Origin of the sequence: Pseudomonas ulcerans (assembly GCF_036324125.1) — a bacterium.
GTDB classification, from domain to species: domain Bacteria; phylum Pseudomonadota; class Gammaproteobacteria; order Pseudomonadales; family Pseudomonadaceae; genus Aquipseudomonas; species Aquipseudomonas ulcerans.
The window spans coordinates 198,125-211,790 of record NZ_JAZDQN010000005.1 but is presented as its reverse complement, the minus strand read 5'-3'; the positions used below and the strand labels follow the sequence as shown (position 1 = coordinate 211,790).

9 protein-coding genes are annotated in these 13,666 nt (G+C 63.6%); 1 reads left to right on the top strand and 8 read right to left on the bottom strand.

The annotated features are described in order from the left end of the window. Positions 1-59 precede the first annotated feature (59 nt). Complete coding sequence (locus tag V0R59_RS07180) at positions 60-413, bottom strand: NirD/YgiW/YdeI family stress tolerance protein (RefSeq protein WP_330073601.1); 354 nt, start codon at positions 411-413, stop codon at positions 60-62. A gap of 150 nt (positions 414-563) precedes the next feature. Between V0R59_RS07180 and V0R59_RS07175 the strand changes: the two genes are divergently transcribed. After that, complete coding sequence (locus V0R59_RS07175) at positions 564-1,418, top strand: hypothetical protein (protein WP_330073602.1); 855 nt, start codon at positions 564-566, stop codon at positions 1,416-1,418. Between the two features lie 56 nt (positions 1,419-1,474). On the opposite strand, the gene hemE is transcribed toward V0R59_RS07175, so the two are convergent. The 7 genes from hemE to V0R59_RS07140 form a co-directional block, all read right to left on the bottom strand. Beyond that, a complete protein-coding gene (hemE, locus tag V0R59_RS07170; protein WP_330073603.1) occupies positions 1,475-2,539 on the bottom strand; it encodes a uroporphyrinogen decarboxylase in 1,065 nt (354 codons plus the stop codon). A gap of 131 nt (positions 2,540-2,670) precedes the next feature. After that, positions 2,671-4,089 (bottom strand): FAD-dependent oxidoreductase, encoded by a 1,419-nt coding sequence (locus V0R59_RS07165; RefSeq protein ID WP_330073604.1) that lies wholly within the window; start codon positions 4,087-4,089, stop codon positions 2,671-2,673. A gap of 121 nt (positions 4,090-4,210) precedes the next feature. Continuing rightward, the gene (gene gltB, locus V0R59_RS07160) at positions 4,211-8,656 is read right to left on the bottom strand and encodes a glutamate synthase large subunit (protein ID WP_330073605.1); all 4,446 of its coding nucleotides are present in this window, start codon (positions 8,654-8,656) and stop codon (positions 4,211-4,213) included. A 372-nt stretch (positions 8,657-9,028) separates the two neighbouring features. Next, complete coding sequence (locus V0R59_RS07155; RefSeq protein WP_330073606.1) at positions 9,029-10,654, bottom strand: SPOR domain-containing protein; 1,626 nt, start codon at positions 10,652-10,654, stop codon at positions 9,029-9,031. A gap of 16 nt (positions 10,655-10,670) precedes the next feature. After that, positions 10,671-11,768, bottom strand: a complete 1,098-nt coding sequence (aroB, locus tag V0R59_RS07150; protein WP_330073607.1) for a 3-dehydroquinate synthase — start codon at positions 11,766-11,768, stop codon at positions 10,671-10,673. Positions 11,769-11,868: 100 nt separating this feature from the next. Then, positions 11,869-12,387: a shikimate kinase AroK gene (gene aroK, locus V0R59_RS07145; protein ID WP_075802147.1), complete on the bottom strand. Its 519-nt coding sequence runs from the start codon at positions 12,385-12,387 to the stop codon at positions 11,869-11,871. Between the two features lie 4 nt (positions 12,388-12,391). Next, positions 12,392-13,645 (bottom strand): type IV pilus secretin PilQ, encoded by a 1,254-nt coding sequence (locus tag V0R59_RS07140; RefSeq protein ID WP_375547343.1) that lies wholly within the window; start codon positions 13,643-13,645, stop codon positions 12,392-12,394. Positions 13,646-13,666: the final 21 nt, after the last annotated feature.

The window sequence follows — 13,666 nt, the reverse complement described above, 5'->3', positions numbered from 1 at the left end:
CATCTTGAGTCATGAGCAGTACCTGTGGGAGCTGGCTTGCCAGCGATGAGGCCTTCGGATCAGTTAACGATCTCGACCACATCCACATCGATCTCCCGCGACATCAGGTGCTTCTCCACCTCGCCGGTCAGCTTGACCTTGGTCTTGTCGTTGAACGCCACCGGCGGCAGGTCCTCGTTGTCGATCTCGACGGTGATGGTGCCGGTGTTGTCCTTGAACTCGTACTTGTCGTCGTTGTTGACCTTCTTGATCACGTAGCCGGTCAGCACCGCCGGGGTGTCGTCGGCGGCATCGTTGGCCGCGGCCACGGTGGTCACCGATTGCGCGCCAGGGCCGGTATAGCCGGTGCCAGCGGCCAGTGCCGCAGTGCTGAACAGAGGGGCGAGAACGAAGGCGAGATAACGGGTTTTCATGGTTCTGATCCTTGGCAGGTTTTGATGGGATCAGGTTACCCGGGGAGGCTGAATTCAAGCTTAAACGCACGCCGCACCTGATATTTCTGTCAGTTGTGCCAACCACGATCCTCATGGCCTGATGAGCTCCTCGACCACGAGGACACCCCCATGATTCCGGCCTTCGCTCGCTACCTTTTCCTGCTGCTGGTCGCCCTGCCAGGTTTGCATCCCCGCCCCGCCATCGCCGCAGACGACCCGGGGCCCAGTGTAGTGATACGCCTGCAGCAACGCTTCGACGATATCCGCCCCGAGTGCACGGATGGTAGCGCCGCCATCAATTGCAACGGGGTACTGGCTCGCTACGTCCGCGAATGGTCAGATCCGACCTTCTGGAATCCCAGCCAGAAGGATATTGATCGCAACGGCGTGTCCTTCATCTATCTCCGTGCCGATGTCGGCAACGAGATTCTCCCCGGCGGTGCAGGACTGATCATGCGCGAGCAGGGTGCCCCGGCTGAGCAGCCCCTCGCTATCCGTTGCGTGTTCCCGTCGGATGCAGCCAGCGATATCCGTCCCCAGAGCTGCGCCAGCCAGCAGTTTCCCTTGCCCTGCCACCTCAGCGGCGTAGTCGATCTTCCCACCTGGCAGGCTCACTTCGCTGAGCACGGGCGCCGCAACGCCTGCTACTTCGAGCCAACGGCACATTGGTTCCAGTTCAACATCGAGGTCCGTGAACACTTCCCGAACCCTTCCGAGCGACGGCTGTGGAACGAAGTGGTCATCGCTCCCTGGCCACAGGACGTGCCAGAGCAACTGCCCCTTGAAGCGCTGTATTACATGGATGTGCCCGGCTACCAAAACCTCGAGCATGCACGGCATATGCAAGACAACTTCATCCGGGCCACGGGCAAGTTCGTTCCAGTGGTCAGGGTCGAGTTGACTCATCCGGATCAGGTGTTTTTCTACGTGCCTCGCGACCAGTCGCAACCGTACCTGGAAGGACTTGGCGTGAGCACCGAATGAAAAGCCCCGGGCATCGACAGGATCGATACCCGGGGCTTGGTCATGCCGCGTTGAACTTACGCGTGATACTGCGCCGACAACTCATGCACCGCATTGATGAACACACCGGCATGCTCGGGGTCGACTTCCGGGGTGATTCCGTGGCCGAGGTTGAACACATGGCCAGTGCCCTGGCCGTAGCTGGCAAGGATACGCGCCACTTCGGCACGGATGGCCTCGGGCTTGGCGTAGAGTACGGTCGGGTCCATGTTGCCCTGCAGTGCCACCTTGTCGCCGACGCGGCGGCGGGCGTCGCCGATCTCGCAGGTCCAGTCCAGGCCCAGCGCGTCGGCACCGGCTTCGGCGATGCTTTCCAGCCACAGGCCGCCGTTCTTGGTGAAGAGGATCACCGGCACCTTGCGGCCTTCGTGTTCGCGGATCAGGCCGCTGACGATCTTGCGCATGTAGGCCAGGGAGAATTCCTGGTAGGCCGCCGCCGAGAGGTTGCCGCCCCAGGTGTCGAAGATCTGCACCGCCTGCGCACCGGCCTGGATCTGGCCGTTGAGGTAGGAGGTAACCGACTGCGCCAGCTTGTCCAGCAGCAGGTGCATGGCTTGCGGGTTGTCGTAGAGCATGGCCTTGGTCTTGCGGAAGTCTTTCGACGAGCCGCCTTCGACCATGTAGGTGGCCAGGGTCCACGGGCTGCCGGAGAAACCGATCAGTGGCACGCGGCCATTCAGCTCGCGGCGGATGGTGCTGACCGCGTCCATGACGTAGCCGAGGTCCTTCTGCGGATCAGGGATCGGCAGGGCTTCGATGTCGGCCAGGCTGCTGACCACTTTCTTGAAGCGCGGGCCTTCGCCGGTCTCGAAGTACAGGCCCTGGCCCATGGCGTCGGGGATGGTGAGGATGTCGGAGAAGAGGATCGCGGCGTCCAGCGGGTAGCGGTCCAGCGGCTGCAGGGTCACTTCGCAGGCGAATTGCGGGTTCATGCACAGGCTCATGAAATCACCGGCCTTGGCACGGCTGGCACGGTATTCCGGCAGGTAGCGGCCGGCCTGGCGCATCATCCACACGGGGGTGACGTCTACGGGTTGCTTGAGCAGGGCACGGAGGAAACGATCATTCTTCAAGGCAGTCATGTCGGCATCCGGAAAAAAAGTGCGGGCATTTTCTCAGACGGACAAAGAAAAGGCACGGTGGTTACCGTGCCTTTTGTCTATCAGGATGCCCTGGGTCAATAGTTTTTGTTGTTACGCCCAGGAGGCGTGTATCAGACGCCCAGGTAGTCGAGGATCCCTTCCGCCGCGTTACGGCCTTCGAAGATCGCCGTCACCACCAGGTCGGAACCGCGGACCATGTCGCCACCGGCGAAGATCTTCGGGTTGCTGGTCTGGTGCTTGAACTTGCCTTTCTCCGGTGCGACGACGCGGCCCTGGCTGTCGGTCTGGATGCCGAACTGCTCAAACCATGGCGCCGGGCTCGGACGGAAACCGAAGGCGATGACCACGGCGTCGGCCGGGATGATCTCCTCGGAACCCGGGATCGGCTCGGGGCTGCGACGGCCACGGGCATCCGGCTCGCCGAGACGGGTCTCGACCACCTTGACGCCTTCGACCTTGTCTTCACCGACGATGGCGATCGGCTGGCGGTTGTAGAGGAACTTCACGCCTTCTTCCTTGGCGTTCTTCACCTCTTTGCGCGAGCCGGGCATGTTCGCCTCGTCGCGGCGGTAGGCGCAGGTCACGGCCTTGGCGCCCTGGCGGATGGAGGTGCGGTTGCAGTCCATCGCGGTGTCGCCGCCGCCGAGGACCACGACCTTCTTGCCCTTCATGTCGACGAAGTCTTCCGGCGACTTCTCGAAGCCCAGGTTGCGGTTGACGTTGGCCACCAGGAAGTCCAGCGCGTCATGCACGCCCGGCAGGTCTTCGCCCGGGAAACCGCCCTTCATGTAGGTGTAGGTGCCCATGCCCATGAACACGGCGTCGTACTCGGCGAGCAGCTGTTCCATGGTCACGTCCTTGCCCACCTCGGTGTTGAGGCGGAACTCGATGCCCATGCCGCTGAAGACTTCGCGGCGATTGCTCAGCACGGTCTTCTCCAGCTTGAACTCGGGGATGCCGAAGGTCAGCAGGCCACCGATTTCCGGGTTCTTGTCGAACACCACCGGGGTCACGCCGCCGCGCACCAGGATGTCGGCACAGCCGAGACCCGCAGGACCGGCGCCGATGATGGCGACGCGCTTGCCGGTCGGCTTGACCTTGGACATGTCCGGACGCCAGCCCATGGCGAAGGCGGTATCGGTGATGTACTTCTCCACCGAGCCGATGGTCACTGCGCCGAAGCCGTCGTTCAGGGTGCAGGCACCCTCGCACAGACGGTCCTGCGGGCATACGCGGCCGCAGACTTCAGGCAGGGTGTTGGTCTGGTGCGACAGCTCCGCCGCGGCGAGGATGTTGCCTTCCGAGACCAGCTTCAGCCAGTTGGGGATGAAGTTGTGGACCGGGCACTTCCACTCGCAATACGGGTTGCCGCAACCCAGGCAGCGGTGGGCCTGCTCCGACGATTGCTGGGGTTTGAAAGGCTCGTAGATTTCCACGAACTCTTTCTTGCGCTGGCGCAGCAGCTTCTTCTTCGGATCCTTGCGCCCGACTTCGATGAACTGGAAGTCATTACTCAGACGTTCAGCCATTTTTCAAAACCTCTTTACAGCAGCTGCAAGCTATAAGCTGCAAGCCGCAAGTCGATCACTTATGCCCGGCAAACCTCGCACTGCTTTTCTTGCAGCTTGAGGCTTGCCACTTGCAGCTGCTTTATTGCGGGTTGGCCCGGGTGCTGGACAACAGGTTCTTCAGGTTCGCCGCCTTCGGCTTGACCAGCCAGAAGCGACGAACGTAGTCGTCCAGGTTTTCCCAGAGCTCACGGCCCCATTCACTACCGGTTTCCTCGACGTACTCGGTCAGCACGCGGTGCAGATGGCTGCGGTAAGCCTCCATCGCCTCGCCGGTGATCCGCTGGATTTCCACCAGTTCATGGTTCAGCTTGTCGACGAAGCTGTTGTCCATGTCCAGCACGTAGGCGAAACCGCCCGTCATGCCGGAGCCGAAGTTGTAGCCGGTCTTGCCCAGGACGCAGACAAAACCACCGGTCATGTATTCGCAGCAGTGATCGCCGGTGCCTTCGACGATGGCGTGGGCACCGGAGTTGCGCACGGCGAAACGCTCGCCCGCGGTACCGGCGGCGAACAGCTTGCCGCCAGTGGCGCCGTACAGGCAGGTGTTGCCGACAATGGCGCTGTCCTGGGTGGCGAACGGGCTGCCGGCAGGCGGCACGATGGTCAGCTTGCCACCGGTCATGCCCTTGCCGACGTAGTCGTTGGCGTCACCTTCCAGGTGCATGTTCAGGCCACCGGCGTTCCACACGCCGAAGCTCTGGCCCGCGGTGCCCTTGAAGCGGAAGGTCACCGGTGCCTTGGCCATGCCCTGGTTGCCGTGCAGGCGGGCGATCTCGCCGGAAATCCGCGCGCCGATGGAACGGTCGCAGTTGCAGATGTCCAGTTCGAACTCGCCGCCGCTGAGGTCGCGGATGGCCGGAAGGGCCATCTGCACCATCTTCTCGGCCAGCACGCCCTGGTCGAATGGCGGGTTGCGGTCGACCTCGCAGAACTGCGGCTTGTCGGCCGGCACGTGCGAGCTGCCCAGCAGCGGGCTGAGGTCGAGGTGTTTCTGCTTCTCGGTTTCACCCGGGAGCATTTCCAGCAGGTCGGTCCGCCCGATCAGTTCGCCCAGGCTGCGCACGCCCAGCTTGGCCAGCCATTCACGGGTTTCCTCGGCGATGTAGGTGAAGAAGTTCACCACCATGTCGACGGTACCGATGTAGTGATCCTTGCGCAGCTTGTCGTTCTGGGTCGCTACGCCGGTGGCGCAGTTGTTCAGGTGGCAGATGCGCAGGTACTTGCAGCCCAGGGCGATCATCGGCGCGGTGCCGAAGCCGAAGCTTTCGGCGCCGAGGATGGCCGCCTTGATCACGTCGAGGCCGGTTTTCAGGCCGCCGTCGGTCTGCACCCGGACCTTGCCGCGCAGGTCGTTGCCGCGCAGGGTCTGGTGGGTCTCGGCCAGGCCCAGTTCCCACGGGGCGCCGGCGTACTTGATCGAGGTCAGCGGCGAAGCACCGGTACCGCCGTCATAACCGGAGATGGTGATGAGGTCGGCATAGGCCTTGGCCACGCCGGCGGCGATGGTGCCGACACCGGCTTCCGCCACCAGCTTGACCGAGACCAGCGCCTGCGGGTTGACCTGCTTGAGGTCGAAGATCAGCTGCGACAGGTCTTCGATCGAGTAGATGTCGTGGTGCGGCGGTGGCGAGATCAGGGTCACGCCCGGCACTGCGTAGCGCAGCTTGGCGATCAGGCCGTTGACCTTGCCGCCTGGCAGCTGGCCGCCCTCGCCCGGCTTGGCGCCCTGGGCCACCTTGATCTGCAGCACTTCGGCGTTGACCAGGTATTCCGGGGTGACACCGAAGCGACCGGTGGCAACCTGCTTGATCTTCGAACTGCGGATGGTGCCGTAGCGCGACGGGTCTTCGCCGCCCTCACCGGAGTTGGAGCGCGCGCCCAGACGGTTCATCGCCTCGGCCAGCGCCTCGTGGGCTTCCGGCGACAGCGCGCCGAGGGAGATACCGGCGGAGTCGAAGCGTTGCAGGATGGCTTGCAGCGGCTCGACTTCCGACAGGTCCAGGGCCTGGTCGGCGGTTTTCACCTTGAGCAGGTCGCGGATCATCGACACCGGACGGTTGTCCACCAGCGCGGTGTATTCCTTGAACTTCTCGTAGTCGCCCTGCTGCACGGCGGCTTGCAGGGTGTTGACCACATCCGGGTTGTAGGCGTGGTATTCGCCGCCGTGGACGAACTTCAGCAGGCCGCCCTGCTGGATCGGCTTGCGCGCGCTCCAGGCTTCGGCGGCGAGCAGCTTCTGCTCGTTCTCGATGTCGACGAAGCGAGCGCCCTTGAGGCGGCTCGGAACGCCACGGAAGCTCAGGTTGACCACTTCCTCGGACAGGCCGACCGCTTCGAACAGCTGCGCGCCACGGTAAGAACCGATGGTGGAGATGCCCATCTTCGACAGGATCTTCAGCAGGCCCTTGGAGATGCCCTTGCGGTAGTACTTGAAGACTTCGTCCAGGTCGCCCAGCACTTCGCCGGTGCGGATCAGGTCGGCCAGTACTTCATAGGCGAGGTACGGGTACACCGCCGAAGCGCCGAAGCCGAGCAGCACGGCGAAGTGATGCGGGTCACGGGCGGTCGCGGTTTCGACCAGGATGTTGCTGTCGCAGCGCAGGCCTTTCTCGGTCAGGCGGTGGTGCACCGCACCTACGGCCAGCGAGGCGTGGACCGGCAGCTTGCCCGGAGCGATATGGCGGTCGCTCAGCACCAGCTGGGTCTTGCCCGCGCGCACGGCTTCCTCGGCCTGGTCGGCGATGCTGCGCACCGCGGCTTCCAGACCCAGGCTTTCTTCATAGTTGAGGTCGATCAGATGACGCTCGAAGCCTTCGCGTTCGAGGTTCATCAGCGAGCGCCACTTGGCTGGCGAGATCACCGGCGAGCTCAGAATCACCCGCGAAGCATGCTCCGGGGACTCCTGGAAGATGTTGCGCTCGGCACCGAGGCAGATCTCCAGGGACATGACGATGGCTTCGCGCAGCGGGTCGATCGGCGGGTTGGTCACCTGGGCGAACTGCTGGCGGAAGTAATCGTAGGTCGAACGCACGCGCTGCGACAGGATCGCCATCGGCGTGTCGTCGCCCATCGAGCCGACCGCTTCCTGGCCCTGCTCGCCGAGCGGACGCAGGACCTGGTCACGCTCTTCGAAGGTGACCTGGAACATCTTCATGTATTGCTTGAGCTGGTCGGCGTCGTAGCTGGCCACGCCCTGGTCGTCGCTCAGGTCGGCCTGGATGCGCAGGGCATTCTGGCGCAGCCAGCGCTTGTACGGGTGGCGCGACTTCAGGCGATCGTCGATGGCATTGGTATCGAGGATCTGGCCGGTCTCGGTGTCGACGGCGAAGATCTGGCCCGGGCCCACGCGGCCCTTGGCGATGACGTCTTCCGGCTTGTAGTTCCACACGCCGATTTCCGAGGCCAGGGTGATGTAGCCGTTCTTGGTGGTGACCCAGCGCGCCGGGCGCAGACCGTTGCGGTCGAGCAGGCAGACCGCGTGGCGACCTTCGGTCATCACCACGCCAGCCGGGCCGTCCCACGGCTCCATGTGCATGGAGTTGTATTCGTAGAAGGCGCGCAGGTCGGCGTCCATGGTCTCGACGTTCTGCCAGGCCGGCGGAATGATCATCCGCACGCCACGGAACAGGTCGATGCCACCGGTGACCATCAGTTCGAGCATGTTGTCCATCGAGGACGAGTCGGAACCCACGCGGTTGACCAGCGGGCCGAGCTCTTCCAGGTCCGGGATCAGTTCGTTGGCGAACTTGGTGCGACGGGCCTGGGCCCAGTTGCGGTTACCGGTGATGGTGTTGATCTCGCCGTTGTGGGCGAGGAAGCGGAATGGCTGGGCCAGCGGCCATTTCGGCAGGGTGTTGGTGGAGAAGCGCTGGTGGAACACGCAGATCGCGGTCTGCAGGCGCTCGTCACCCAGGTCCGGATAGAAGGCGGCGAGGTCCGCCGGCATCATCAGGCCTTTATAGATGATGGTCTTGTGCGAGAAGCTGCAGATGTAGTGGTCACTGTCTTCGGCGTTGGCCACCGAGGAGCGGCGACGGGCACTGAACAGCTTGATGGCGAATTCCTGGTCGCTCAGGCCTTCACCGCCGATGAACACTTGCTCGATCTGCGGCAGGCGCTCCAGGGCCAGGCGGCCGAGGACGCTGGTGTCGATCGGGACCTTGCGCCAGCCGACGAGCTGCAGGCCGGCGGCGAGGATCTCGCGGTTCATGTTTTCGCGAGCGGCTTCGGCCTTGGCGTCGTTCTGGTTGAAGAACACCATGCCCACGGCGTACTGCTTCGGCAGTTCGGTGCTGAAGGTTTCCTTGGCAATGGCGCGCAGGAACGCATCGGGCTTCTGCATCAGCAGACCGCAACCGTCGCCGGTCTTGCCGTCGGCGTTGATGCCGCCGCGGTGGGTCATGCAGGTCAGGGCTTCGATAGCCGTTGTCAAAAGGTGGTGGCTGGGTTCGCCCGTCATGTGGGCGATCAGACCGAATCCACAGTTGTCCTTGAACTCTTCGGGATGGTACAGACCTGTTTTCATAGACACTTTCTCACCAGGTTCGCCTATCGAGTAGGCAAATCTCTTTTAATTCAACCACTTACCATCCACGCCGAACGAACGCCAGCTTTGCGGGGGCAATACGGGTGCCATTGTTGCACGGCGACAGTGAATCCCACAAATTTGATGACGAATCATCGAAAATCCATGTCGCATTTTTGAATGTTTTTAAGCGAGTGTCGTGGTAACGACTTGGCTTGAGTCTGAAGCGTTTCAGCCATGACTGCAAGACGGGCTTTTGGCCGGCAGTCCGGGACAGAAAAGCCTGCCGCGCAAAAGCACAGCAGGCTGCCTGTGAAATTCAGAGGTGATCGGCTGGCGGGGGTAGGTTGCCAGCCGGATCAGGCTATCTAATCAGCGAGTCGCGGCGAGCTCTTGTTGGACGCTTGCGACAGTGCGAGGCCAAGGTTTACCAGCCTGGACCTTGGCTGGCAAGGCCTTGATGGCATTGAGTGCGGCATCGCGGCTGGGGAAGCTGCCGTAGGTGATGACGTAGAGCGGCTTGCCCTGGAGGTTTTTCTTGAAGTAGCGATAGTCGCCACCCTGTGCCTTCACATAGGCCTGGGCGGTGGCTTCGGAACTGGTACCGAGGATCTGCACCACGTAGTTGCCCGGTGCCTGCGCGGCATACCAGCCACCACCGGAGGTTCCACCGGCAGGAGCGGCAGCCGGCTTGGCGGCTGGTTTTTCCACTGGCTTGGCGGCTGGAGCAACAGGCTTGGCCACGGCGACTTCAGCTGGCTTCGGCGCAGGTGCAACCGGCTTGCTGGCCGCAGGTGCAACCGGCTGTGCGGAAGCCAGGGTCTGCGATGGCTGGATAGGCTGCGCCGGCGTCGGTGCCGGGCCGGCCGCAACACCTTCGGGCGGCGCGGTGGTGGTCACGGTAGGCGGCTGCAGGGCGGTGTTGCCGGCCGGACCGCCTTCCTCACCTTCATTCATGCCCGCGGCTTCCGCCAGCGGACCGCGCATCACCGGCTGGGACTGACCCACCAGCGGCAGCGGCATCGGCTGCGACGAGCCGGCGAACTCGATCGCCGGGCCGCCATTGTTCGACTGTGCAGCGGACGGCTGGCCCTGGCCCAGCGGCAGTTGCGTCTGCTCGGCAGGTGCGCCGGTCTTGGGCTGGTCGCCTTTCTTCGGCATCAGCACGGCGGCGCCGACGGCGACGATCACCACGGCAGACAGCGCCAGCACATGTTTCTTCGGCATAGTGAACCCCATTGATGGTCGCTTCGCCGTCGAGCGGCTGGCGATCATGGCTTCGATCAAGGTATCGCGGGCGACCTGGTTGATGTTCCCGGGCCAGCCTTCGGAGTTTTGCTGGATGTCGGCGATCTGCTCGGCGGTGAACACCTCGATGCCGCGACCCGCACCCTCCAGACGCTGCTCCAGGTATTCCCGGGTCTCGTCTTCGCTGTAGGGCTGCAGCTCGATGACATGGAAACGCTCTTCCTCGATCTCCAGCGCATCCAGGCTGGTGATCAGCTCGGGTTCGCCGAACAGGAACACATGGGGGCGACCTTCCGCGGTGCCCGCCGCCAGTTCCAGCAACGCTTGGAGCGCCGATTCGTTCAGTTGTTCCGCATCGTCCACCAACAGATAGACTTCCTGGCCGGTCAGGCCAAGCTGCACCACCTGGGAGAGGATCGCCGGAGCCTCGGCCTTGGCCACGTTGAGCGACTGTGCCACCTGGGCCAGCACGCTGGCCGCGTCGCTGGCGCCACGGGCGGACACCACCACGCTCTGCACCGACTGCTTGTTGGTGCTGGCCACCAGGGCCTGGCGCAGCAGGGTCTTGCCGCTGCCTTGCGGGCCGGTCACCACCAGCAGCAGCTGGCTGTAGCGGGCAAGGTGATGCAGCTGGCCCAGGACCGGCTTGCGCTGGGCGGGGAAGAACTTGAATCCCGGCACGCGCGCGGCGAAGGGATCGTGGTTCAGCTGGTAGTGGCCGAGAAAGGCCTCGTCGGCATGTAGGGTCATTGGGCTCTCATCAACCTCAAAGCTGGGCCACGATGGCAGGGTAATCCGCCGCCAGCGTGTCCTGAAGAATCTGTTGCGGGTAGTCGTCGGTGACCACCGCCTCGCCCAGCTTGCTCAGCAGGACCAGGCGCAGACGACCATCGAGTACTTTCTTGTCCACCGACATGTGCTGCATGAACTCCGCCGGGGTCATGCCCTCTGGCGGCACGACCGGCAGGCCGGCGCGCTGCAGCAGGCGAATGCCACGGTCGCGGTCCTGCTGGCTGATCCAGCCGAGACGGGAGGACATTTCCAGGGCCATGACCGTCCCCACCGCCACCGCTTCGCCATGCAGCCAGACACCGTAGCCCATCTGGGTTTCGATGGCGTGGCCGAAGGTGTGGCCGAGGTTCAGCGTAGCGCGCACCCCGGACTCACGCTCATCGGCACCGACCACCGCAGCCTTGGCCGCGCAGGAGCGGCGAATGGCCTCGGTCAGGGCCACGGAATCGAGGTTGCGCAGGGCATCCACGTTGTCTTCCAGCCAGCCGAGGAACGGCTCGTCGCAGATCAGGCCGTACTTGATCACTTCGGCAAGCCCCGCAGACAGCTCGCGCGGCGGCAGGCTGCGCAGGCTGGCGGTATCGATCAGCACCGCGTTGGGCTGGTAGAAGGCGCCCACCATGTTCTTGCCCAGCGGGTGGTTGATGCCGGTCTTGCCGCCCACGGAGGAGTCGACCTGGGACAGCAGGGTGGTCGGCACCTGGATGAAGTCGACACCGCGCTGGTAGCAGGCGGCGGCGAAGCCGGCCATGTCGCCGATGACGCCGCCACCAAGGGCGATCACGGTGGTACGGCGGTCATGCCGTGCGGTGAGCAGGGCATCGAAGATCAGTTGCAGGGTTTCCCAGTTCTTGTAGGCCTCGCCATCCGGCAACACCACCGGCAGCACCTTGTAGGCGCCGAGGGTCTTGCTGAGGCGCTCCAGATACAGGGGCGCGACGGTCTCGTTGGAAACGATGGCGACCTGCCGACCGGCAATATGCGGCGCCAGCAGTTCAGGTTGGTCCAGCAGCCCTTCACCGATGTAGATCGGGTAGCTGCGTTCGCCCAGGTCGACCTTAAGTGTCTGCATGTATCCCCACAAAGAACGAAGACGCGGGCTCGAAGTGTCGGCCCGCGTGATAACAAAGTGCCCTGTCACGGCATGACTGGTCGCCGAGGATAGTCATGCGTCAGCGGGGCGGCAACTTCTGCAAGCGTTCGAGAATATCCAGCACCACCATGCGCGGTGGCCGTTCGTCGGTTTCCACTACCAGGTCGGCGATCTCGCGATAAAGCGGATCGCGCAGTGCCAGGAGGTTGCGCAGGGTTTCTTCCGGATTGGCGGTGCGCAGCAACGGGCGATTGCGATCACGGGCGGTACGCCCCACCTGCTGCTCGACCGAGGCGTGCAGGTAGATGACCCGGCCACCGTCATGCAGGGCCTTGCGGTTGGCGTCGCGCATCACCGCGCCGCCACCGGTGGCCAGGACCACGCCGTCGGCGGCGCACAGTTCGGCGATCATGGCCTGCTCGCGGTCGCGGAAGCCCGGTTCACCTTCCTTGTCGAAGATCCACGGGATATTGGCACCGGTACGCAGTTCAATTTCCTTGTCGGAATCCTTGAAAGGCAGGCGCAGTTCTTTGGCAAGCAGGCGGCCGATGGTGCTTTTGCCAGCACCCATCGGCCCAACAAGTATCAAATTTCGCACAGAATCAATGACTCACAGCAATCGCCTGGTCATTCATGATACGCGGAGTCAGGAAGACCAACAGCTCGGATTTTTTCTCTTGGACGGTAGAGCGACGAAACAGCCGCCCAACATACGGCACATCGCCGAAAAATGGCACCTTGTCCTGCACTTTGTTTTTGCTGGTGGAGTAAACGCCACCGATCACGATGGTCTGTCCGTCCCCCACCCGGACCCGTGCAGTGACCTCGTTTTTGCGGATAGGCGGCACCGTGCCCTGGATGTTCAGGTAATCCGGCTCGTCCTTGGTCACCTTGACCTGCATGCTGACTTCCCCGCCCGGCATGATCTGCGGCGTGACCTCCAGCGACAGCGACGCTTCGCGAAAGGTGATCGAGGTGGTGCCGTTGGCCCCCGATTCCTGGTACGGCACCTCGGAGCCCTTGAGGATCCGCGCGGTCTCCTTGTCGGCGGTGAGCACCTTGGGCTGGGAAATGATCTCGCCGTTGCCGGACTTCTCCATGGCACTCAGTTCCAGGTCGAGCAGGCCGCTGTCGCCGATCAGGCCGAAGCCGATGCCGGCCCCCGGACGATCCAGGCCGAGATCGACAAACGTGGGTGATTCTGCACCCAGGCCAGCGGCCTTCAACCGGCCACCGCCCAGCGAACCACCCCAGCGCACCCCCAGCCCGCGCTCGTAATCGACGTTGGCCTCGACGATCCGCGCCTCGATCAATACCTGGCGCACCGGCACGTCCAGCTGTCCGAGCAGGCGGCGCAAGGTCGCCAGCCGCTGCGGGTGCTGGCTGGTGACCAGGGTATTGGTACGCTCATCGACGCTGATCGCGCCCCAGGGCTCCTCGTCAGGGCTGACCTCCAGCAGCGACTGGAGCAGCCCCGCGACATCCGCAGCCCGGGCATACCTGACCTGGAGCAGCGCCTGCTCACGCGCGCCGTATACCTGCCTGCCACTGTTCTCCAGCTCCGCCAGCGGCGCCACCAGCAGTACATTGCCCTCCAGGCGCTTGCCCAGGCCCTTGCTGCGCAACACCGTATCCAGCGCCTGGTCCCACGGCACCTCCTGCAGGCGCAAGGTGATATTGCCTTGCACCTCGTCACTGACCACCAGGTTGACCCCGATGAAATCCGCCAGCACCTGCAGCACCGCCCTGACCTCGATATCCTGGAAATTCAACGACAGCGGCTTGCCCGCCTGCCCCCCAGCAGGTGCCGGTACCGCGCCGACCATTGGCGCCAGCAGCGCCAGCCACAACCCCATTACCTTGAACATCCTGTCCAT